The 21,112-nt window shown below is 43.0% G+C and carries 19 protein-coding genes; 9 read left to right on the plus strand and 10 right to left on the minus strand.

Annotation, left to right across the window (positions count from 1 at the left end; genetic code table 11):
- From ACNQO6_RS05480 to ACNQO6_RS05510, 7 genes are all read right to left on the minus strand, one after another.
- The gene (locus ACNQO6_RS05480; protein WP_005227034.1) at positions 1-744 is read right to left on the minus strand and encodes an amino acid ABC transporter permease; all 744 of its coding nucleotides are present in this window, start codon (positions 742-744) and stop codon (positions 1-3) included.
- A 76-nt stretch (positions 745-820) separates the two neighbouring features.
- The gene (locus tag ACNQO6_RS05485) at positions 821-1,765 is read right to left on the minus strand and encodes a transporter substrate-binding domain-containing protein (RefSeq protein ID WP_440208321.1); all 945 of its coding nucleotides are present in this window, start codon (positions 1,763-1,765) and stop codon (positions 821-823) included.
- Between the two features lie 387 nt (positions 1,766-2,152).
- Positions 2,153-3,340: an ammonium transporter gene (locus ACNQO6_RS05490; RefSeq protein ID WP_440208322.1), complete on the minus strand. Its 1,188-nt coding sequence runs from the start codon at positions 3,338-3,340 to the stop codon at positions 2,153-2,155.
- Between the two features lie 351 nt (positions 3,341-3,691).
- Positions 3,692-5,101 (minus strand): short-chain fatty acid transporter, encoded by a 1,410-nt coding sequence (locus tag ACNQO6_RS05495; RefSeq protein ID WP_440208323.1) that lies wholly within the window; start codon positions 5,099-5,101, stop codon positions 3,692-3,694.
- Between the two features lie 128 nt (positions 5,102-5,229).
- The gene (locus ACNQO6_RS05500; protein ID WP_032869884.1) at positions 5,230-5,871 is read right to left on the minus strand and encodes a CoA transferase subunit B; all 642 of its coding nucleotides are present in this window, start codon (positions 5,869-5,871) and stop codon (positions 5,230-5,232) included.
- A gap of 2 nt (positions 5,872-5,873) precedes the next feature.
- On the minus strand, positions 5,874-6,578 hold the full coding sequence (locus ACNQO6_RS05505; protein WP_262755501.1) for a CoA transferase subunit A: 705 nt from the start codon (positions 6,576-6,578) through the stop codon (positions 5,874-5,876).
- 178 nt (positions 6,579-6,756) lie between these two features.
- Positions 6,757-7,641: a LysR family transcriptional regulator gene (locus ACNQO6_RS05510; RefSeq protein WP_440208324.1), complete on the minus strand. Its 885-nt coding sequence runs from the start codon at positions 7,639-7,641 to the stop codon at positions 6,757-6,759.
- 506 nt (positions 7,642-8,147) lie between these two features.
- On the opposite strand from ACNQO6_RS05510, the gene ACNQO6_RS05515 reads away from it, so the two are divergent.
- From ACNQO6_RS05515 to ACNQO6_RS05530, 4 genes are all read left to right on the plus strand, one after another.
- Positions 8,148-9,572 (plus strand): GntP family permease, encoded by a 1,425-nt coding sequence (locus tag ACNQO6_RS05515; RefSeq protein WP_440208325.1) that lies wholly within the window; start codon positions 8,148-8,150, stop codon positions 9,570-9,572.
- 71 nt (positions 9,573-9,643) lie between these two features.
- Positions 9,644-10,429 (plus strand): 3-hydroxybutyrate dehydrogenase, encoded by a 786-nt coding sequence (locus ACNQO6_RS05520; RefSeq protein WP_440208326.1) that lies wholly within the window; start codon positions 9,644-9,646, stop codon positions 10,427-10,429.
- Positions 10,430-10,566: 137 nt separating this feature from the next.
- Complete coding sequence (locus tag ACNQO6_RS05525) at positions 10,567-11,154, plus strand: hypothetical protein (protein WP_440208327.1); 588 nt, start codon at positions 10,567-10,569, stop codon at positions 11,152-11,154.
- A 103-nt stretch (positions 11,155-11,257) separates the two neighbouring features.
- The gene (locus tag ACNQO6_RS05530) at positions 11,258-12,280 is read left to right on the plus strand and encodes a molecular chaperone DnaJ (RefSeq protein ID WP_440208328.1); all 1,023 of its coding nucleotides are present in this window, start codon (positions 11,258-11,260) and stop codon (positions 12,278-12,280) included.
- Between the two features lie 51 nt (positions 12,281-12,331).
- On the opposite strand, the gene ACNQO6_RS05535 is transcribed toward ACNQO6_RS05530, so the two are convergent.
- The 3 genes from ACNQO6_RS05535 to ACNQO6_RS05545 all read right to left on the minus strand — a co-directional run bounded on the left by ACNQO6_RS05535 (position 12,332) and on the right by ACNQO6_RS05545 (position 17,243).
- Complete coding sequence (locus ACNQO6_RS05535; RefSeq protein ID WP_440208329.1) at positions 12,332-13,312, minus strand: 5'-nucleotidase; 981 nt, start codon at positions 13,310-13,312, stop codon at positions 12,332-12,334.
- Entirely contained in the window at positions 13,309-14,274 is a 966-nt protein-coding gene (locus ACNQO6_RS05540; RefSeq protein WP_440208330.1) for a RipA family octameric membrane protein, read from the minus strand. The genes ACNQO6_RS05535 and ACNQO6_RS05540 overlap by 4 nt, the downstream gene beginning before the upstream one ends.
- A 68-nt stretch (positions 14,275-14,342) precedes the next feature.
- Positions 14,343-17,243, minus strand: a complete 2,901-nt coding sequence (locus ACNQO6_RS05545; RefSeq protein ID WP_440208331.1) for a valine--tRNA ligase — start codon at positions 17,241-17,243, stop codon at positions 14,343-14,345.
- Positions 17,244-17,611: 368 nt separating this feature from the next.
- On the opposite strand from ACNQO6_RS05545, the gene ACNQO6_RS05550 reads away from it, so the two are divergent.
- The 5 genes from ACNQO6_RS05550 (at position 17,612) to ACNQO6_RS05570 (ending at position 21,018) form a co-directional block, all read left to right on the plus strand.
- On the plus strand, positions 17,612-18,292 hold the full coding sequence (locus ACNQO6_RS05550) for a hypothetical protein (protein WP_005288597.1): 681 nt from the start codon (positions 17,612-17,614) through the stop codon (positions 18,290-18,292).
- 112 nt (positions 18,293-18,404) lie between these two features.
- The gene (locus ACNQO6_RS05555) at positions 18,405-19,067 is read left to right on the plus strand and encodes a hypothetical protein (RefSeq protein WP_005227049.1); all 663 of its coding nucleotides are present in this window, start codon (positions 18,405-18,407) and stop codon (positions 19,065-19,067) included.
- A 14-nt stretch (positions 19,068-19,081) separates the two neighbouring features.
- Positions 19,082-19,888, plus strand: a complete 807-nt coding sequence (locus ACNQO6_RS05560) for an SDR family NAD(P)-dependent oxidoreductase (RefSeq protein ID WP_005288594.1) — start codon at positions 19,082-19,084, stop codon at positions 19,886-19,888.
- A 33-nt stretch (positions 19,889-19,921) separates the two neighbouring features.
- Complete coding sequence (locus ACNQO6_RS05565; protein ID WP_440208332.1) at positions 19,922-20,254, plus strand: hypothetical protein; 333 nt, start codon at positions 19,922-19,924, stop codon at positions 20,252-20,254.
- Positions 20,255-20,310: 56 nt separating this feature from the next.
- Positions 20,311-21,018 (plus strand): diphthine--ammonia ligase, encoded by a 708-nt coding sequence (locus tag ACNQO6_RS05570; RefSeq protein ID WP_440208333.1) that lies wholly within the window; start codon positions 20,311-20,313, stop codon positions 21,016-21,018.
- Positions 21,019-21,112: the final 94 nt, after the last annotated feature.

The following is a 21,112-nucleotide window of genomic DNA, read 5'->3' on the forward strand; positions in this document are numbered from 1 at the left end:
CTACTTACCCCCTGATATTAAACCAGGAATGCGTAAACGCTTTTCCAGCAGGTTCATGGCAAAGATAAGACAGATATTGATGACAATAAAAATCACGGTGACATAGGTGTAGATTTCGATGGTGTTCTGGGTGTATTCACTGATGGTTTTCATCTGCGAAATAATTTCTGCCACACCCACCAAAGACGCAACCGAGGTATTTTTCACGCAGTTGGTCAGCTCGGAACTCAACGGCGGTAAAATGGTACGAAAAGATTGCGGCAGAATGACATAGCGGTATAGTTGCAGAGTGGAAAATCCCATGGCATAACCGGCATTAATTTGCCCTTTGGGCAGTGCTTCAATACCTGTGCGCACCTGTTCACAGACACGTGCTGCAGTAAACAGTCCAAGTCCGATACTGGCCGAAATCAGGGCTGTGGTATTGGCACCCAGATCATTCATCCACCAGTTTTTAATCGGTGCAGGCAGAAAGTTGGGAACCACATAAAACCAGATAAATAACTGAACCAGTAAAGGGATATTCCTGAACACGGTGACATAGGCCGTACCGATGGCTCTGGCAGTTTTATTTGGAAGTGTGCGCATAATTCCGAGGATACTGCCTAGCAGCATGGCGATGCTCCATGCGACAACAGCAATCACGATCAGCCATCCCAGGCCGGTGATAATCCAGTTCAGGTAGGTGGTGTCTCCAATACCTGTCGATTGCCACAATACTCCCCAGTTCCAGCTATAATTCATAATAACTCCTGAGAAGAAACGGGAGAACATCCTCTGTTTCCCGGTTCTGCAATAATAGTCTTGTTATCGCGGGGAATTACTTATCCCGGTCATGTGGATTGGCAATCAAGGCTTTGAGCTGATCAGACATCGCAAAGTCTAGGTTAATATTCTTTGGTGGAATCGGTTGCTGGAACCATTTCTTATACATGTTATTGATTTCACCAGAAGCATAAGTGGCTTTAATGGCATCATCAACGATCTGTTTAAAGCCTGTATCACCTTTACGCAGCATACAGCCATAGATTTCATGAATTGGCGCAGTGCCAACGATTTCCCATTGATTTGGGTCTTTGGCTTTGGATTTTTCACCTGCCAGTAAAATATCATCCATCATAAATGCGACAGCACGACCATTTTGTAGCATCAGGAATGATTCGGCATGGTCTTTGGCAGAAATGATTTCGCCAATGCCCAGTTCTTGCTGGTGCTGGCGGATATAACGTTCAGAGGTCGTTCCTGCTGTGGTGACCAGTTTCTTGCCTTTTAAATCTGAAAAGTCCTTGATACCGGAGTTCTTGGCTGTGAGCAGTCTTGAGCCCACTTCAAAGAAACCGACCGAGAAATCAACCTGTTGCTGACGCTCTTTATTGTTGGTGGTTGAACCACACTCCAGATCAACCGTCCCATTAGAGACCAATGGAATACGGTTCTGGCTGGTCACCAGGTTATAGCGGATTTTCAGGTCTGGCATATTCAGCTTTTGCTTGACGGCTTCAACTACCTTGAGTTGCAGGTCATGGGCATAACCGACCGGCTGATTCGGATTGGAAGCAATGTAGGAAAAGGGAATCGATGAGTCACGATAACCAAGTACAATCGTACCAGAGCTTTTAATTTTATTGAGTGTGCCCGAAGAAGAAGCACTACCATCCGCCGCTTTGTCACCGGCAGAAGGGGCCTTATTTTCGCTACAGGCACTGAGTCCCAACATCAGGGCGCTTGCACAAAGCAGCGAGGTCATGGTGCGTTTAGATGTCATCTACAAAACTCCTTTTGTATCATTCTGATGCATTCGTAATTGTTGCGGTTTAACCGTTCATTGTTATGAAAAATAATGTTTTCTTTCTAAACATAAAAAATACATTATTTTTCATCTTAATCAACTTGCATACGATTGCTCAAGCGATATTGTTTACCGTTTTGTTAATGGTAACTGTTGATGAATTAAGCAGTTTTTAAATGAATGAATTCTGATAAAAATGCAGGATATATAAAGCATAATTTATGCCATTCATGCCGTATGGATAGATGGCTTTATTCAGGCATTGCCGTTCTGGAAGTCTAGGCACCACGACCTAAAGAGACCGTATTTTTAAGAAGAGATAAAAAAAGCGGCATGATCAGCCGCGTTTAAATAGGATAAACATTAGAACATCGATTCTTCAGAGTTCGCTGAAATTTTATGGATGGAAAGGTCCGCACCACGATACTCGTCTTCCTGGGAAAGACGCAGTCCAAGCGTGGCTTTTAACAGACCATAAACCAGGAAGCCGCCAGCCAGTGCAACGATAATACCCAGACTGGTACCAATGATTTGTGAAATAAGGGAAACACCGCCAAGCCCGCCGAGTGCTTGTTGTCCAAAAATTCCCGCGGCAATCCCACCAAAGGCACCACATACGCCATGTAAAGGCCAGACCCCCAGTACATCATCGACTTTCAGCTTGTTTTGAGTATAGGTAAACAGGTAAACAAAGAGTGCACCAGCGATGCCACCAATCAATAATGCACCAATAGGGTGCACAATGTCTGAGCCTGCACAAATCGCGACCAGTCCTGCCAGCGGACCATTGTGTAAGAAGCCCGGGTCATTTTTACCCATAAAATTTGCGGCTAGGGTGCCACCGACCATCGCCATCAGTGAATTAATCGCGACCAGACCTGAAATGGCTTCAACCCGTTGAGCGCTCATCACGTTAAAGCCAAACCAGCCGACGATCAGGATCCATGAACCTAAGGCGAGGAATGGAATTGAAGACGGTGGGTGTGCGCTGACACGTCCATCATTTTTATAGCGACCATGACGAGCACCCAGTAAAATTACGGCAGCCAAAGCGATCCAGCCACCCATGGCATGCACCACAACTGAACCGGCAAAGTCATGGAAACTTGCACCAAATGTGTTTTCTAGCCACTTTTGCAAGCCATAGTTGCCATTCCAGATCATGCCTTCAAAGAAGGGATAGATCAGAGCCACCAAAAGCAGGGTCGCAATCGCTTGCGAGCGCATCTTGGCACGTTCGGCAATCCCGCCTGAAATAATCGCCGGAATGGCTGCTGCAAAGGTCAGCAGGAAGAAACAGCGCATCAGGTTATAACCATGGTCTGAGGCTAAGGTGCTCCCTGCATGGAAAAAGTTCTGACCATAGGCAATCCAGTAGCCGATAAAGAAGTAGGCAATCGCTGAAATGGCGAAGTCGGTCAGGATTTTACTTAAGGCATTCACCTGGTTTTTATGCCGTACTGTGCCGAGTTCCAGAAATGCAAAGCCAGCATGCATTGCCAATACCAGTACTGCACCGAGCAGTAAGAAAAATAGATCTACGTTTTGCATAGTGGTGCTCAAAAAAAGTGCTAAATTCGATTCTGGCGCATAGCTTTGATTCATTTTTTGCACCAAAAAGGATTTAGTAAATCTAAAAACTCAGGCTGTAGGGGAACAGCCCAATTTAATGAAATAAATAATGCAAAAAGTGCACCAATTTAGAAATTAATTTGTAATTTTGGTGAATAGTGGTGCAGTTTGCTTAAAAATAGCACAGTTTATGCGGTGTTTTGAATGCAACATCATCTTGCAAACTTCATTTATTTTTTAGTTGATGAACAAGCGCAAGCGAGCATACCACCGTCACGCTTTATCTTGATCGGATAGACGATCATGCCTGACGATGGCGAGCCTGCGTATTTACAGCACAGGTGGGGTATAGCTTAAAGTTCTGCCTAAAATCCAGAGTAAAAACAGCACCAAAGGCAGATGAACAACCAGTTGTGTGACGGTAAAACCAATCACGTCTTTGGCCTTGAGTTTTAAAATCCCTAGCATTGGCAACATAAAGAATGGATTGATCAGGTTGGGCAAAGCTTCCGCAGCATTATAGATCTGTACAGACCAACCTAAATGCACTTGTAGATCATTGGCCGCCTGCATCACATAAGGCGCTTCAATAATCCATTTCCCGCCGCCAGAGGGTACAAAGAAACCCAGTACCGCAGAATAAATGCCCATCACAATGGCAAAAGTTTCTTTGGAGGCAATCGAGACAAAGAACTCTGCAATGTAGTGCGATAGTGATAGGTCTTCGCCGTTCAAGGCTTGCGTCATAATAAAGGCAATACTGCCGTAGAGCGGGAACTGGATCAGAATCCCTGAGACCGCAGGCACTGCCTGACTGACGGCATTGAGAAAATTACGCGGGGTACGGTGTAAGGCCAGACCTAACATTAAAAACACAAAGTTATAGGTATTCAGACTGGAAATGGCAATGATGGGATTGGTTTTGGAAAACTCGATAAACATCCAGATCAGGCCTAATGCCACCACAACAATGGTCAACAGGGGGGAGTTTTCCAGCCAGTCCCCTGGTCGGGTCGATTTGACTTCAGTTTTTTCCTCTTCTTCAAAACTCAGCTCAAAATCCTGCATGGTTTTGACATTATTCCCTTTGGGTGCCGACCAGTAGGCAATCGCAATCGAAACAATCACCAAGATTAGAGTCATCAGCATCGATTGCCACAGGAAAATGGTTTCAGTAAATGGAATCACACCGGTTAGGTTATAGATCGACTCAGGCAGACTGGCTTTATTGGCTTGTAATTGTGCCGCAGACGAACTGATGCCCAGTGCCCAGGTTGCGCCCATGCCAATAATGGCAGCAGCAGCGGCAGCCCGATAGTCCATATGCAGTTCTTTACGCTTGGCCAGTGCAATCACCAGTAAGGCGGTCAAAATGGTACTGACAGCCCAATTGACCAGTGAAATAAGCAGGCTTGTGGTGGCAACCAAGACAATGGCACTACGTCCCGAATGCGGAATACGGGCCATCATCTGAATCAGTTTTTTCACAGGCGCAGATACAGAAACCACATAACCGACGATAATCAGCATGGTCATTTGCAGGGTAAAGGGAATTAAGCTCCAGAAACCGTTACCGAACGAACTAGCGACATCCTGTACCGGGGCACCGATACAGATTGCAGCGAATGAAACAATGATGACACCGAGTAAGGCAAAGATATAAGAGTCTGGAAACCATTTTTCCGACCAGTTACTGATCCGTAATGCGAAACGCTCCAACAGCGCAGGTTGTTTATTCATCTTAAGCATCCATCTTTGATTGTTATAAAGTTCATTTGTCCTAAATGAATTTTTTGTTGCCTAAAAACGGCTAAAAGTGATGCTCGGAAAGCATCACTTCAATAAGGGAAATAAAAGGAAGTAATCAGTTAAGCTTGGGCTTCAATCAACAGCTCCACACCCGTCGCTTCCCGAATTTGTTGTTCAGTCACATCAGGGGCTAACTCGACCAGTTGGATGCCTTCAGCAACCACATCCAGTACGCCCAGATCGGTAATGATGCGATGCACCACTTTTTGTCCTGTGAGCGGTAAGCTGCACTGTTTGACGATTTTAGCGGTACCATCTTTGGCATTGTGTTCCATCAACACTACCACGCGTTGTACGCCAGCAACCAGATCCATGGCACCGCCCATCCCTTTGACCTTTTTGCCCGGAATCATCCAGTTGGCGAGGTCGCCTTGTTCAGAGACTTCCATGGCACCCAGAATGGCGATATTGACGTGACCACCACGGATCATGGCAAAGGATTCGCTGCTTGAGAAAAAGGCCGCACCTGCACGTGCAGTAACGGTCTGTTTACCTGCATTGATTAAATCAGGGTCGAGTTGTTGTTCAGTTGGAAATTCGCCAATGCCGAGTAGACCATTCTCCGATTGCAGCCACACGTCCATATCCTCTGGAATATAGTTGGCAACCAGTGTTGGCAGGCCAATACCGAGATTGACGTAGAAACCATCCTGTAATTCTTTTGCGGCACGTTGTGCCATTTGTTCACGTGTCCATGCCATGATTATGCGTCCTGTGCTTTTAGGGTTTTTTGTTCGATCCGTTTTTCAGGTGTGGCGTTCAGTACCACACGATTGACGTAAATGCCCGCTAAATGGATTTCATCTGGATCAAGTTCGCCAATCTCAACGATCTGTTCAACTTCGGCAATGGTGATTTTTCCAGCCATGGCACATTCAGGGTTGAAGTTTTGCGCGGTTTTACGGAATACCAGATTGCCGGCTTTATCTGCTTTATAGGCTTTGACCAGTGCCACGTCTGCAGTCAGTGACGGTTCAAGGATATAGGTACGACCATTAAAATCGCGTTGTTCCTTACCTTCAGCCACCAAGGTACCTGCACCTGTTGCAGTATAAAAAGCAGGAATGCCTGCACCACCAGCGCGTAATTTTTCAGCGAGTGTGCCTTGAGGGGTGAGTTCAACCTCAAGTTCGCCGTTTAGATATTGGCGTTCAAATTCTTTATTTTCGCCCACATAAGACGAGATCATTTTTTTAATTTGTCGGGTCTTGAGCAACACACCCAAGCCAAAATCATCAATGCCTGCATTATTGGAAATACAGGTCAGGCCGGTTACACCTGTATCTTTTAGCGCCTGGATCAATGCCTCAGGAATACCGCATAGGCCAAAACCGCCCACTGCAAAGGTCTGCTGATCTTGCACCACATCTTGTAGTGCCAGTGCTGCGGTTGAATAGACTTTATTCATTTTTTTCACCTGTAAATTCCTTGGTTTCTATTAGTTTTAGCACTCAGGGATTATTTACAGAAGTTTAAATTTCTAAAGGATTAATGAGGGAAACTCATTAATACCAGAAAACTCATCGATTTCACTCAAAAAGGTGCTATGACGGGCGGGTTGGTCTTGGTGTGGTAACTGAAGGGACTTAGCCAAAATCATGTTGTAGCAGGATCTCGATAAACTCGGCTGAAATATTGGAAAGCTCAAAATCTTTTTTATAGACAATGCCAATCGCCTGCGGCAGTTTACCGTCCTCAATCTCAATCAGAACATTATGTTCCTTGTCGATAAAATTCTGAAAATGGCGGGGGATGGCACTGACCCCCATTTCCAATGCTACAAAGCTGGAGAGGGAACTGATTTGATGACATTCAACTTTTAGATCTAAAGTCAGATGGTTTTTAAGACAGTTTTCTTCAATCAGATGCCGAACAATGGAGGGATGCTGTAAGGTCACAAAAGGATTGGCGCACAGCTGTTTCCAACTGATTGATTCTGCACCTGCCAGTGGATGTGTCTTGGGCAACAGCGCCAGAAAATCTTCCTCAAATAAGGGTTTAAATTCCAGTTGATCATTGCGTGGTGGCTCAAAACAAATCCCAATTTCAAAAATACCATCCTGAACATTTTCCAGTACTTTCTCATTGGGAATATCATGAATGGAAAAGCTGATATTGGGGTGTTTGGCTAAGAAGCTATGAATCACTTGCGGCAAAATCGCATGGGTGACAAAGGGCATCGAGGCAATATTGAGGGTGCCGCGATTGAGTTTAAAACGTTGCTTGACGTCTTTTTCCATATCCTCCCAGTTGGCCAGTAATTTCTTGGCATAGGGAATCAGTGATTTTCCTTCCTGTGTCAGTTCAACCCGACGGGTATTGCGTTTAAACAGCTTGCCGCCCAGCTCTTCTTCCAGTGATTTAATACTCAAACTTAACGCAGACTGACTGAGATGCAGTTCAGCAGAGGCATTTGCATAATTCAGGGTACGCGTCAGCGCAAGAAATGCCTTGAGTTGCTTAAGTGTCATGTTCAGTCGCCTGTTCGGAAAGTTTTTGATTTATATGGTGTAATTTATAAAAAAAACAGCACATTGTGACTGGCATTTTTGTTAATTCGCTGGCTTAAGGCAAGCCGTTTGTTTTTAACTCAAGGACAAATGATTATTCACTCACTTTATCTCGATATCGAAAAATGGATTTTAAAAATAATCAGCTAAATATACTTTAAATGGATTGATGAGTATTATTTAATAGTTAATTTGTTTTATTAATCAATTAAATTGTTTGTTGTTAGTTTTTGTAATATATTGATTTTTAATAAAAATTAAAATGATGTATTTTGTTTTAATCGTCTTGTTTTTTATGGTTTTAATGCTATTTTAAAATACGTTTGAGCATGTAGCTTTGTTTTTAAATGCTGTCCTGCCATCGGCAGTTTCTTGATTTTATTTATGGTTAGGATAACCACCACACAGTATTAAAAAAATAATCTGGTTGACCCTGACATATATTCTTTGGAATGGAGTAAAAGAATATGTGGGACTTATTTGTCATTCTGCTGTCTTTAGGCCTGCTGATGTACACGGCCTATCGCGGTTTTTCTGTCATTCTCATGGCGCCGTTATGCGCCTTGCTGGCAGTCTTTCTAATTAACCCCGCCAATGTATTGCCGTTTTATTCGGGCGTTTTCATGCCAAAGATGGTCAATTTCATTAAAGACTATTTTCTGGTGTTTTTACTGGGTGCAATCTTTGGCAAAGTGGTAGAAATGTCGGGCATTGCCGAGTCGATTGCCCGCACCATTGTCAACTGGATTGGCGCAAAGAAAGCCATTTTAACCGTGGTCTTACTCGGTGCGATTCTGACCTATAGCGGTGTCAGCCTGTTTGTGGCGGTATTTGCGATTTATCCATTTGCCAATCAGCTGTTCCAGCAAGCCAATATTCCAAAACGTTTGATTCCTGGCACTATTGCCTTAGGCGCATTTACATTCACCATGGATGCCTTGCCGGGGACACCACAAATTCAGAACGTGATTCCAACCACGTTCTTTGGCACCAATATCTATGCTGCACCGTTTTTAGGTGTGATCGGGGCGATCTTTGTCTTGGGTATGGGGCTGCTGTATCTGGAGTCACGCCGTAAAGCTGCGGCTCGTGCAGGTGAAGGCTATGCAGGTTTTGCTATTGAAAATGTAGCCACGCAAACGACTGCCGATGTTGAATCATCAACTCAAAGCAATAGTTCAGTGCTGCGTCAATGCATGGCCTTTGTGCCGTTGATTCTGGTTGCGGTGATGAACCGTTATCTGTCCACAGCCATCAAAGAATGGTATCCGAATGGCTTTGATTTTAATGCCATTGGTTTAGCCAACTACACGGTTGATGTGGCAAAAACAGGGGCGATTTGGGCAGTCGGTTTGGCCTTGATTGTCGGGATTATTGCGGCGATCTTGTTTGATTATCAGCGTGTGGTCACCAACTTTAAAGAAGGGGTGAATGCCAGTATCAGTGGTTCATTATTGGCAGTGATGAATACTGCTTCAGAATATGGTTTCGGTGCGATTATTGCGGCATTGCCGGGTTTTGCTTTGATTAGTCATGCACTCGGTACCACATTCACCAATCCTTTGGTCAATGGAGCTGTGACCACGACCGTATTGGCAGGCATTACCGGTTCAGCCTCGGGTGGGATGAGTATTGCTTTAAGTGCGATGGCAGAAACCTATAACGCTGCCATTGTGGCTGCCGGGATTCCACCAGAAGTGATGCATCGTGTGGTGGCGATGGCCTCGGGCGGTATGGACACACTGCCGCATAATGGCGCAGTAATTACCTTACTTGCGGTCACAGGCTTAACCCATAAGCAATCCTATAAAGATATTTTCGCAGTTACGATTATTAAAACCTTGGCGGTATTTGTGGTGATTGCTGCCTTTACATGGTTCGGGATTGTATAAGACATATTTTAATTTGAGCTTGTCCGTACTGAGGGCGAGCAATCCAGATAAACAAAAACAGGAGTAGCACCGTGACTCAACAACTTGAAGACAAAGTGGCCTTTATTACCGGTTCAGCCAGTGGCATTGGTCTGGAAATTGCGAAAAAATTTGCGCAGGAAGGTGCCAAAGTGGTGATTTCTGATGTCAATGCCGAGAAATGCCAGCAAGCGGTGGAACAGTTAAAACAGCAAGGGTTTGAAGCCTTGTCTGCGCCTTGTGATGTAACTGATGAACAGGCCTATAAAGCAGCGATTGATTTGACCACACAAACCTTTGGGCATCTGGATATCCTGATCAATAATGCCGGTTTTCAGCATGTTGCAGCGATTGAAGACTTCTCAACCGAGATTTACCAGAAACTGGTGCAGGTGATGCTGACAGGTTCATTTATCGGGATTAAACATGCGTTTCCAATCATGAAAGCACAGCAATATGGTCGTATTATCAATATGTCTTCGATTAATGGCTTGATTGGTTTTGCAGGTAAGGCGGGGTATAACAGCGCCAAGCATGGCGTGATTGGTTTGACCAAAGTGGCAGCTCTGGAATGTGCGCGTGACGGGATTACCGTGAATGCACTCTGCCCAGGCTATGTCGATACGCCGTTGGTACGTGGGCAAATTGCGGATTTGGCCAAAACCCGTAATGTGAGTCTGGAAAGTGCTCTGGAAGATGTGATTTTAGCCATGGTGCCGCAGAAGCGTCTACTTAGCGTTGAAGAAATTGCCGACTATGCGATTTTCCTTGCCAGCAGCAAAGGCGCAGGGATTACAGGACAGGCGGTGGTGATGGATGGGGGATATACTGCACAGTAAGCTGTGTATGTGATTGCATAAGCCGCTGAATATAGCGGCTTTTTTATGAAATCAAAGTAATGAGCTAGCACAGCGCAATTCGTTTAATTTTTTCATCTGTTACAATGAATCAGCCTTTAATTCTAATACGACTTCATATGAACAATAAATTTGTCAGTTTTTGCTTTTTATCAGTCTGTTTAACTCAAATAAACCAAGTCCAAGCAACGCCATTCAAGACGTATCAATCTGCGCCGTTGCATTGTGGTGAAGCGACTTTTCAAGTGATCTCGTCCTGTTTTGATCCAGACGAAGGTACGTTGAGAGGCAGTGGCGGCGTCATGCGTGAATCCTGTCAATCCAGTCATTTGCTGGTGAACTGGAAAGGACAGCAAAAGCGCATTGATTTTCCCATCGCAACAGCAGCGCAAATTCAGCAATTAAAAAACAAAGGCTATACGTTGCAAAAAGTGATTCGCCAAGGGGATTGGTCACCACAAAGTTTGGCCTGTGGTCAGGTCAAAGGTATTGACGGATATTTTGTGGTGGTCAATCAGGCAACCACCAATGATTTGAATCAAGAGTACTTGGGTAAAGGCTCTCTGAGTGAAGAACCTGTGTTACTGAATTTGAATGGCACGATGACCAGTGATGCACTGAGACAAAAAATCTATCCCTTGCTGAAACAGGATAAAGTTAAAATCACCAAAGTCGTTTCAGCCAATGCCTTATTTGGCGATGAGTAAAGCTTAGTTAAGCGATTTTTTTGTCCAAACACGATATTGAAAGTGTTTGCTGACTTTGTCGGTTGATTATTGCTACACTTTTTTATTTTTAGGCAGATGTGTGATGTCTTTTGATCTTAAAGTCAGTTTAAAGCCAAGGGTTGAACCTTCTGCACAGCAGAAAAAGCTGAATCGCCTGATTGATCAAATAGAACAGCAAAAAATCAGCCTTGCCACATGGCAAAATGCCCAAGCCGAGATTCAACAGCACACACGACAAAAACTGATGCCTGTGTATGGTGAGCTGCATGACATCCTGTTTCAGCAGTTGGATCAGCTTTGGATGTTGTTACAACAGCATGAGTTTTCCAAAGCCGATATGCAGCAACTGGATGAAAAAATCGCCCAGCTTGCACAGATGCTAAAGCGTTCCAAAATGTTGAAGGATGAACAGTTAAAACTGGTCAAGCAGATTGATACTTTTTATCAGCAACATGCCCAGCAATTGGCTAAAAAGAATAAAAAAGTACAGTCAGCCAATTTGGAACAGCATCAAAGTTATGAGCAAAGTACGGCACCAGAAGAAGAGGATGACTTTGAGCAGTATGCAGCCGAGCAACAACAAGCCCGAGAACAAGCCAAGCAACTTCGACAGCAACAGAAACGTGAACAAGCTGAGCAGATGGCAGCGCAGTCGCTGAAAACGGTGTATTTAAAAATTGCTGCCATGATTCACCCTGATCGTGAGCAAGACGAGTCCAAAAAAGAAGAAAAAACCGAGTTGTTTCAGCAGGCCAGTCAGGCCTATGAACAGCAGGATTTATTTTACTTGCTCAAGCTTCAATTACAGCTTGAACAGAATAAGGGTGTAGGCACTAAAGAGTTATCTGCGGAGCAAGTGAAGTTTTATAAACTGGCTTTGGATGCGCAGAGTCAGCAGCTTGAAAGTCAAATTAATGAGATTTTAGATTCTTTTCAGTTGGCGAAAAAAGTCAAAGCTGAGAATCTGCATATCAGTGATGTATATAAAGCCATAGATGCAGATTGTGCTGAGTTAAAGCAGCAGTTGAAGTGGGAAAAAGAGCGTTTAAAGCAGATGAAAAAAGTGAGTGGGGTGGAGATGTTGTTGGAGCATGGAGTGCTTTGATGTATTAAACCCAGTTTGCCAAGGACAGGGTAACGATACTTCTTGCTATCATTAATAAGAGTCAGTAATTGTAGGAGTTTTTTGATCAGCTAGATCAAGTTTTTTATTAGCTATTCCGAAAGGAATGTGAACAGAAGCGATGCTATCTGCTGTTTTTTCTAAATGGGTAACTTGATCATCAAAGAAAATATGAGGATTTAATATTTCTAAAACTCTACGTTTTTCAATGCCGCCTAAGAAAAATGCTTCGTTTATTGTATCTATTCCCCACGCTCTTAAAGAGTTTATGACCCTTTTATGGGCAGGTGCATTTCTTGCTGTAACAATTGAAAGCCTTAATCTACTTTTATAATCAGAATTTTGAGACTGATATTTAATTTCTTCTTTTTGTAAAGTTGAAAGTTCTTTCAATAATTTATGTAAAGGACCAATATTTGCAGGTTGATTAGCTAAATTTTCTTCATTTTCAATAAATGCTGAAAGCCCACTTTCTTTATAGACTTGTTCTGAGGAATCATCTGCTATGACACCATCAAAGTCGAAAGCGATTCGTAATTCTTCATCGTGTTCAATATCAAAGATATTGCCTTTTAGAATTAAGCCAGCGGGGTAACCAGCGGTAATTGCTTGGTTTACATCAGTTTCATTAGCAGACAAAAATAAACTGATATTCAGAGCATCAATATATTTATGAGGTGTTCGACCTTGTAAAAAAATTGCTCTTTTTATATTTAAGCCATAATGCTCAATAGAGTTCATAACTCGCAAACCAGTGTTTGGATCATTTCTAGAAAGTAAAATAACCTCTACAAATGGCTTATCTTTAGGAAAAATACTATTTAAACTTAGAAGGCGCTGAATAAAAGGGAATGCAACGCCTAGGTCTAGAATCACATTTTCATTTTTATGTTGGTATTCTCTGTATACAAGTTCACCTTTTGTTCTAAATACTTCATCGGATTCTTCTAAGTTAAATAGGGCACTCGAAGCTAAACCGATAACGAGTTTTTGTTCCAAATCATATCCACTCATTTAATTACTCCTTTAGCTTCAATTCTTTTACCATTAATTGATAGTTCAATATTAATAGGTTGATTATCATTTAATTTTTCTAGGTCTTTTATATGAATATTTAGTGGTGTTTCAGTATTACCAAGTGCATTAGTAGATGAAAAATATATTTCTTGCTTAGCTGATTCTTTGTGTGTTGGAAAACCTCGTAAATAATTTTCATTCAAATTTTTATCTTCTAGCCATTTATTTGGGAGCCATAATGTAGAAATAAATAATAGTCCCCACGTTATCATGAAAAAACGCCCAACGCGAATCGGAATTTTGCTTACGGAAGGTTTATTTAATATTAGTTCTCTACTATAAATTACTTTTAAAAAAGTAAAGTAATTTATAATTTTTTTATTTAAGATTGAATGCCAGAAATTATTTATTTTAGCTCTACAGCTATCTTTTTCTATGTTTCTATCTAATTGTTTTATAACATCACTATTTATTTCTGATTGTTCTGTAGAGAAAAGTTGATAAAACTCTGTTAGATTATTATCTACGGCAAGATTTTTTTCATCTTTTTTATAAAATGTTAAGAGATGCTGTTCTATAGTTTCTAATTTTTTCTCCCAAAACTCTTGCCAATATTTAGCTCCAGCTGCAACAGCAGTCTGAGAGTATGCAACGTAAAATCCTACCGAGCAAAGAATTAGATGGACGTACGGGACAGTATTGCTTGAATAAATTAAGCATGCAAATAAGACACCCTGAAATATCATAAAAAAATTATTTCTTTGAACTAATTGTCCAATTTCTAAGTTTCTTGTTGCTATAGTAATTTCATAAACACTTTTCAACCGGCTAAGATGCTCTCCATCTTTAGATTTCTCAAATGGATTATTTTCACCCTCAATTACAATATTATTGTTAACAGTTCTATTATCATTATTAGTAACATTTTTGGTAAAAAAGTCTTGGAAAAAATCTTTCATGTATTTAAGAATAAAGGGCTGAATAATCAGCCCTTTATATTACATATTAATTTTAAGATTACAATACTTTACAGAGCAGCAATATGTTCCATACTTTGCTTAATCTTCACTAACTGATCAGCAAACTCAGCCAGTTTAACCTTTTCACCTTCAACAACCGCTGCCGGTGCTTTCGCGACAAAACCTTCATTCGAAAGTTTATTGGCAATTTGATCATGTTGCTTTTGAACCTTATCCAAGTCCTTCTGCAAACGACCCAATTCAGCTTTAGGATCAATCAAACCTTTCATTGGTACAAATACCGATGCATGACCGACAACACTTGAAGAAGAAAGCGGTGGTTCTTCATCTTGTGCCAAGAAAGTAATGCTTTCAACTTTCGCCAATGCCTTAAATAACGCTTCGATACGCGTGATTTGCTCACGTTCAGCATCAGAAATGTTTTGCAGCAATACCGGCAATAAACGCGCATTACCCAAGCCCATTTCACCACGGATATTACGTACTGCACCAATCAGACCTTGTAACCACTGCATATCTGCTTCAGCTTGATCATTGATTTTCGCTTGATCAGGCACAGGGTATTGCGCAGTCATAATCGTAGCACCGCCTTTGCCCAACATCGGCGCAAGCGTTTGCCAGATTTCTTCAGTCAAATACGGCATCAATGGATGAGCCAAACGTAAAGAGGCTTCCATTACTGCAAGTAATACACGGCGAACTTCAGCCTTGCGCTCTTCAGAGACATTGGCATCGTTCAGAACTGGCTTGGTTAACTCAACATACCAGTCACAGTATTCATTCCAGATAAAGTCATAGATTGCTTGTGCAGCAAGATCTAAACGATAGGTCGCGAATGCTTGATGTACCGCAGCTTCTGCTTTTTGCAGACGGCTCATGATCCATTGTTCAGGCAGTTCCCAAAGATCAGGACGTGCTTCTTGACCCACAGTTTGACCTTCCACATTCATCAATACGAAACGGGTCGCGTTCCAGATCTTGTTACAGAAGTTACGGTAGCCTTCAACACGTTTCATGTCGAACTTGATGTCACGACCGGTATTGGCAAGCGCACAGAAAGTGAAACGAACCGCATCTGTACCGTAAGCCTGAATACCTTCCGGGAATTCTTTACGCGTTGATTTCTCAATCTTCGCTGCCTGTTTCGGATTCATCAAACCTGTAGTACGTTTTGCAACAAGGCTTTCAAGATCGATACCGTCAATCAGGTCAAGTGGATCAAGCACGTTACCCTTAGACTTTGACATCTTCTGACCTTCGCCATCACGGACCAGGCCGTGCACGTAAACGGTCTTGAATGGAATCTGAGATGTCCCGTCTTCATTTTTCATGAAGTGCAGGGTCATCATGATCATACGTGCAACCCAGAAGAAGATGATGTCAAAACCAGTCACTAACACATCAGTCGGGTGGAAAGTTTTGAGGAAATCATTAGCCGCATCTTTCTCTGCATCACCGGTCCAACCTAAGGTCGAGAAGGTCCACAGGGCAGAAGAGAACCATGTATCCAGTACATCTTCATCCTGGTTCAGGGCTGTATCCGCAGGGATGTTATTTTTGGCACGAACTTCAGCTTCGTCACGACCCACATATACATTGCCTTCAGCATCGTACCAGGCTGGAATACGGTGACCCCACCACAACTGACGTGAAATACACCAGTCCTGAATGTTGTTCATCCACGCCATATACATGTTGCTGTATTGCTCTGGAACAAACTTGATACGGCCATCTTTCACCGCTTCGATTGCAGGCTCTGCCAATGGCGCAATCTTCACATACCACTGGTCAGTCAATAGTGGCTCAATGATCACACCAGAACGGTCACCGCGAGGTGGTTTCAAGGTATACGGTTGGATCTGCTCTAACCAGCCTTCAGCTTCAGCCTGTTCAACCAGTTTCTTACGCGCTTCAAAACGTTCTAAACCGATATAGTCTGCTGGCGCAGCAATGGTTTTAGAAATCTGCTCGCCGGCTTTGGCAATGTATTCAAACTCGGCCAGAACTTCTGCATTTTTATTGAAGATATTGATGATTGGCAATTCACAACGCTTACCCACTTCATAGTCATTGAAGTCGTGCGCAGGGGTGATTTTTACACATCCCGTACCAAATTCTTTGTCGACATATTCGTCTTTAACGATTGGAACAGCACGGCCGGTAATTGGCAGGATAATGTTCTGGCCCACAAGATGTGCATAGCGTTCATCATCCAGCGCCACCGCAACAGCAGTATCACCCAATAGGGTTTCAGGACGTGTGGTTGCCACAACGATGTGATCTTTACCATCGTGGGTACGCAGAGACTTGTCTTCAAAGAAATATTTGAAGTGCCACAATGAACCTGCTTCTTCTTTATCTGACTCAACTTCGAGATCAGACAGCGCAGTTTGTAGTTTCGGGTCCCAGTTAACCAGACGCTTACCGCGATAGATCAAGCCATCTTCATGCAGTTTGACGAATACTTCTTTCACTGCATTGGATAGACCTTCGTCCATGGTGAAACGTTCGCGTGACCAGTCTACAGACGAGCCGAGACGACGGATCTGACGGGTAATGGTACCGCCTGACTGTTCTTTCCATTCCCAGATTTTTTCGATGAACTTTTCACGGCCCAGGTCATGACGGCTGATGTTTTGCGCACCCAATTGACGCTCGACCACCATCTGCGTTGCAATCCCTGCGTGGTCAGTCCCCGGTTGCCATAAGGTATTTTTACCCATCATACGGTTATAACGGGTGAGGGCATCCATGATGGCATTGTTAAAGCCATGACCCATGTGCAAGCTACCGGTGACGTTCGGTGGTGGAATCATGATACAGAATGATTCACCTTGACCTGAAGGCTTGAAGTAACCTTGTTGTTCCCAGATTTGATACCACTTCTTTTCGATCTCGGTTGGATCGTAAGTGGTTGCAATATTTTGAGCAGATTGAGCGTCAGTCATAGTACAGAAGATTAAAATTGAATAAAAAATTGCATCTATTGTAGCAAAAAATCCTCGCTTCTGTAGGTCTTTCAGCATGCCATCGCCGATTCAATAGAGCCGCTCAAATAATGTCTGCATTCCAGTTTGTTGCAGTGACATGAGAGCACATCCAGTTTCTTTAGCGCAGATGATCTGAATGCAGGCAAGACGGGCTAAATCCTGATAAGGCACTTATAAACTTTGATTTTTTCTCATAAAACCGATGAAAGGCGTTGGATTTTTAAACAAATAAGATTAGATTTATGTGTGATGCATCACATAACTCAAAAATATTGATGCGTAAAACAACAATATAAAAATGCGAAAACTAAAAAGGGATGAGGCTCATGAGTTATTCAATTCTGTTGAAGATTAATGAAGTTACACATGGACAGTTTGAAACAATTCGCCAGCAATTGAATGCAGGGACGTCTGAAAGTCAGGCTCGTCTGCTGGGAGAGGTATTGTCGGAAATCGCCTGTGATATTGTTGAGCAGGTCTTTTCAGTGTTGCTTATACAGAATCGCCAGCCGACCCAGTTAACGCAAAAATATACGGCTGAATCTGAAAAAATCATCCAGCAGATTATTGGCGCAGTACGTAAATATATGCCCTGGTCGATTTCATTTTTTGGCAATGAACGGCTATGTCCCTTTGCCAACTATTTTTCCGATATGATCAAGTATCACGATGAGCAGGTCTATGTATCTTATCCGATTGACCGACATTTGGTACAACAGGCACATGCCTTGGTGACCCGACTCAAGAATAATGAAATCAGTGATATGGTCGATGTGTTCCAGACCTTGATCCAGATTGTAGATCTGGGCGTAACCAGCCTGATCCGTGAACCGAAAAAATGTCTTCACTTTAATACCGTGGTGGATAAAACCCTGAACGGGGTGATTAATATGACGGCGCATCTCAGTTATAAACGTTTGGAAAAAATGAGCGATCAGGTCGATAGCAATGCTGCAACCGATTGTGTGAACCATTTTTTAGCATTTATGCATGTCGATAGCGAATAGAGTGTGATAAATTCGGCGGATACAACGCCAAAAACGATAGAAAAATAGATTGGATAAAAAGGGCTTGTTCAACAAGCTCTTTTTTTTCAATCTAACAATTAGGGTTATTAGAATGAACACCGCCGTTTTTTTAAATATTCATGCGGATACTTATGCACGTTTTGCACATATTCGGACACAATTATTGCAAGGGAGTAAAGAAAGCCAGGCCAGTGCTTTAGGCAGTGTCTTGTCCGAGATGGCCTGTGAAGTCATGGAACAGGTTTTTATCGTTTTATTACAAGAAAATCAGCAATATTCGCAAACAGGCGAATCTGAAAAAGTGATTCAGCAGATTCTGGATGCCATTCGTAAATATATGCCGTGGTCGATTTCATTTTTTGGTAATGACCGTTTAATTCCGCTGGTTGAATATCTTTCCAAAACCTTACAGATCGAAGATGAAACGGTTTATATGACCTATCCGGTCAAGCAGCCGTTGGCCGAGCAGGTCAAGGCATCTAGCCAGAAACTGGCCAATGGCGATCATAACGAAATTTCAAAGTCACTTAAATTACTCACCGAAGTCATTGATGCAGGGGTTGATCACCTGATTCGTGAGCCAAAAAAATGTTTAAAGTTCAATTTTGTGGTGGATAAAACCTTAAATGGCGTGATTAACATGACCACGCATCTGGGCTATAAGCGTCTGGAAAAATTAAGTACCCAGATTGATCAGCAACTGGCTGCAACCTATGTGGATTACTTCCTCAAATTCATGCGTCATTCAGCATAGGCAGGATATAAAAAATGGCAAAACTTAAAAGTCTTGAAAATAAAGTGGTCTGGATTACCGGTGCTTCATCGGGTTTAGGCAAAGCGCTGGCACGTGAATGTGCATTGCAAGGCGCGCAGGTGGTTTTGACCTCACGCCGTTATGATGAGCTGGAAGCGGTACGGGTCGGGTTACTCAAGCCTGAACAGCATCTCTCGATTGCTGCCGATATTACCGACGAAGCGCAGGTACGTCATGCGCATGAACAGGTGCTGGCAGCAAAGGGACGGATTGACTGGCTGATCAATAATGCCGGTCTGAGCCAGCGTGCCTTGATTCAGGACACCACCATGCATACTGAACGTGCCATTATGGAAGTCGATTATTTCTCGCAAGTGTTCTTTACCAAGACCGTATTGCCGACTTTCCTGAAACAAAAATCAGGCCGTGTAGTATTTGTCTCCAGTGTTGCAGGGCTACTCGGTACTCAATATCGCGCGACTTATTCAGCAGCCAAAGCTGCCATTCACATGTGGGCCAATAGCTTACGTGCCGAAGTTGCCAATGACGGAGTTGAAGTGTCAGTGGTCTTTCCGGGTTTTGTCAAAACCAATGTGTCTTTCAATGCCTTAAACGGTGAAGGTAAACCGCAAGGCCATCAGGATGAAGCGATTGAAAATGGTCTGGATGCCGATGTATTTGCCGAACGGGTGGTGGAATCCTTGATGGCAGGGGACGAATACATTGTGGTGGGGGGTAAAAAAGAGCACCTCGGCGTACTGGTGTCGCGTTTATCGCCGGGTTTGCTGTATAAAATGATCCGCAAAATGAAAGTGAAGTAAGCATCACAATGGCGTATTTAAAAGTGAGTCGTCATGGTCGATAGCCCGCGTTTGCCTGACTCTGTCTCTGACCATCGTGTATCGATTGCCTCTATTGTCGGCTATGTGTTGCTTGCGTTACCCGCCAGCATTGTTGTGGGTGGCGGATTGAGCTGGCTATTCACGTTTAATATGGCAGACTTTGAAGGTGGCAAGGGCTATGCCGCGATCTTCGTTTTTATGTTGACAGCACCGATCAGCTTTTTAGTCAGTCTGATTGTTTTGCTGATTATGATTAAAAAGAAACCAACAGTTTTGCCTCGTGTGATTTGGGTGTTTGCGGGCTTAACTTTACTATTGCTTTTATATGTCACAAGCATCATGTAGTTGCCTGAAATAATGAAGAATCTGGTCTGACTAATAGATGCAAAAGGTAGAATGAAATGACAGTAGATAGCCGCAAGAAAGCCATTTTTAACTGGAGCGGGGGCAAAGACTCTGCTTTGGCCTTGTATAAGGTCTTACAAGAAAAAGAGTTTCAGGTTATCGCTTTATTAACCACGGTCAATGAAGAAACGGAATTGTCTTCGATGCATGCCATTCCGCATACATTGCTTGAAAAGCAGGCTGAAAGTATTGGCATTCCGCTTTATCCTGTATTTCTGCCCAAGATCCTTCCCGTATATGAACAACGTATGCTGGACGCCGCCAATCACTTTAAGGCGCAAGGGGTTGAGCATTTTATCTTTGGCGATATTTACCTGAGCGACGTGCGGCAATATCGTGAAGACCGTTTGCACCCTTTAGGCATTGAAGTGGTGGAACCAATCTGGAATCTGAACTCCGCTGAGGTGATGCAGGATTTTCTGGATTCAGGAATCAAAACCAAAATTATCGTGACCGATGCCAGCAAACTTGATGACTCCTTTATCGGGCAGGATATTGATGCCGCTTTGCTTGAACGCATGCCAGCGGAGGTGGATGTCTGTGGTGAAAATGGCGAATATCATAGCTTTGCTTATGCAGGTGCTCTATTCAAGCATCCCGTTGAGTTTGAAATCGCGGAAACACGTCAGCTGTCGTATGAGTTTAAGCTGGACAATGGCGAAGAAAAAACCTATCACTACTGGCAGGCGATTTTTGCAGAATAGGGCCAAGGTCCTGTATATGACACAGGACCGTTAAAATTTATTAAATTATTTCTTTATTTTTAATTGGTAAAAGCGGTTTAATCCAAATGACGGA

It is taken from the genome of Acinetobacter calcoaceticus, assembly GCF_051947995.1.
Lineage (GTDB): Bacteria > Pseudomonadota > Gammaproteobacteria > Pseudomonadales > Moraxellaceae > Acinetobacter.

Excerpts from the sequence above, each read along its gene's own strand:
- ACNQO6_RS05480 (WP_005227034.1), bottom strand. The coding sequence starts at position 744 with ATGAATTATAGCTGGAACTGGGGAGTATTGTGGCAATCGACAGGTATT.
- ACNQO6_RS05485 (WP_440208321.1), bottom strand. The coding sequence starts at position 1,765 with ATGACATCTAAACGCACCATGACCTCGCTGCTTTGTGCAAGCGCCCTG.
- ACNQO6_RS05490 (WP_440208322.1), bottom strand. The coding sequence starts at position 3,340 with ATGCAAAACGTAGATCTATTTTTCTTACTGCTCGGTGCAGTACTGGTA.
- ACNQO6_RS05495 (WP_440208323.1), bottom strand. The coding sequence starts at position 5,101 with ATGAATAAACAACCTGCGCTGTTGGAGCGTTTCGCATTACGGATCAGT.
- ACNQO6_RS05500 (WP_032869884.1), bottom strand. The coding sequence starts at position 5,871 with ATGGCATGGACACGTGAACAAATGGCACAACGTGCCGCAAAAGAATTA.
- ACNQO6_RS05505 (WP_262755501.1), bottom strand. The coding sequence starts at position 6,578 with ATGAATAAAGTCTATTCAACCGCAGCACTGGCACTACAAGATGTGGTG.
- ACNQO6_RS05510 (WP_440208324.1), bottom strand. The coding sequence starts at position 7,641 with ATGACACTTAAGCAACTCAAGGCATTTCTTGCGCTGACGCGTACCCTG.
- ACNQO6_RS05515 (WP_440208325.1), top strand. The coding sequence starts at position 8,148 with ATGTGGGACTTATTTGTCATTCTGCTGTCTTTAGGCCTGCTGATGTAC.
- ACNQO6_RS05525 (WP_440208327.1), top strand. The coding sequence starts at position 10,567 with ATGAACAATAAATTTGTCAGTTTTTGCTTTTTATCAGTCTGTTTAACT.
- ACNQO6_RS05530 (WP_440208328.1), top strand. The coding sequence starts at position 11,258 with ATGTCTTTTGATCTTAAAGTCAGTTTAAAGCCAAGGGTTGAACCTTCT.
- ACNQO6_RS05535 (WP_440208329.1), bottom strand. The coding sequence starts at position 13,312 with ATGAGTGGATATGATTTGGAACAAAAACTCGTTATCGGTTTAGCTTCG.
- ACNQO6_RS05540 (WP_440208330.1), bottom strand. The coding sequence starts at position 14,274 with ATGAAAGATTTTTTCCAAGACTTTTTTACCAAAAATGTTACTAATAAT.
- ACNQO6_RS05545 (WP_440208331.1), bottom strand. The coding sequence starts at position 17,243 with ATGACTGACGCTCAATCTGCTCAAAATATTGCAACCACTTACGATCCA.
- ACNQO6_RS05550 (WP_005288597.1), top strand. The coding sequence starts at position 17,612 with ATGAGTTATTCAATTCTGTTGAAGATTAATGAAGTTACACATGGACAG.
- ACNQO6_RS05555 (WP_005227049.1), top strand. The coding sequence starts at position 18,405 with ATGAACACCGCCGTTTTTTTAAATATTCATGCGGATACTTATGCACGT.
- ACNQO6_RS05560 (WP_005288594.1), top strand. The coding sequence starts at position 19,082 with ATGGCAAAACTTAAAAGTCTTGAAAATAAAGTGGTCTGGATTACCGGT.
- ACNQO6_RS05565 (WP_440208332.1), top strand. The coding sequence starts at position 19,922 with ATGGTCGATAGCCCGCGTTTGCCTGACTCTGTCTCTGACCATCGTGTA.
- ACNQO6_RS05570 (WP_440208333.1), top strand. The coding sequence starts at position 20,311 with ATGACAGTAGATAGCCGCAAGAAAGCCATTTTTAACTGGAGCGGGGGC.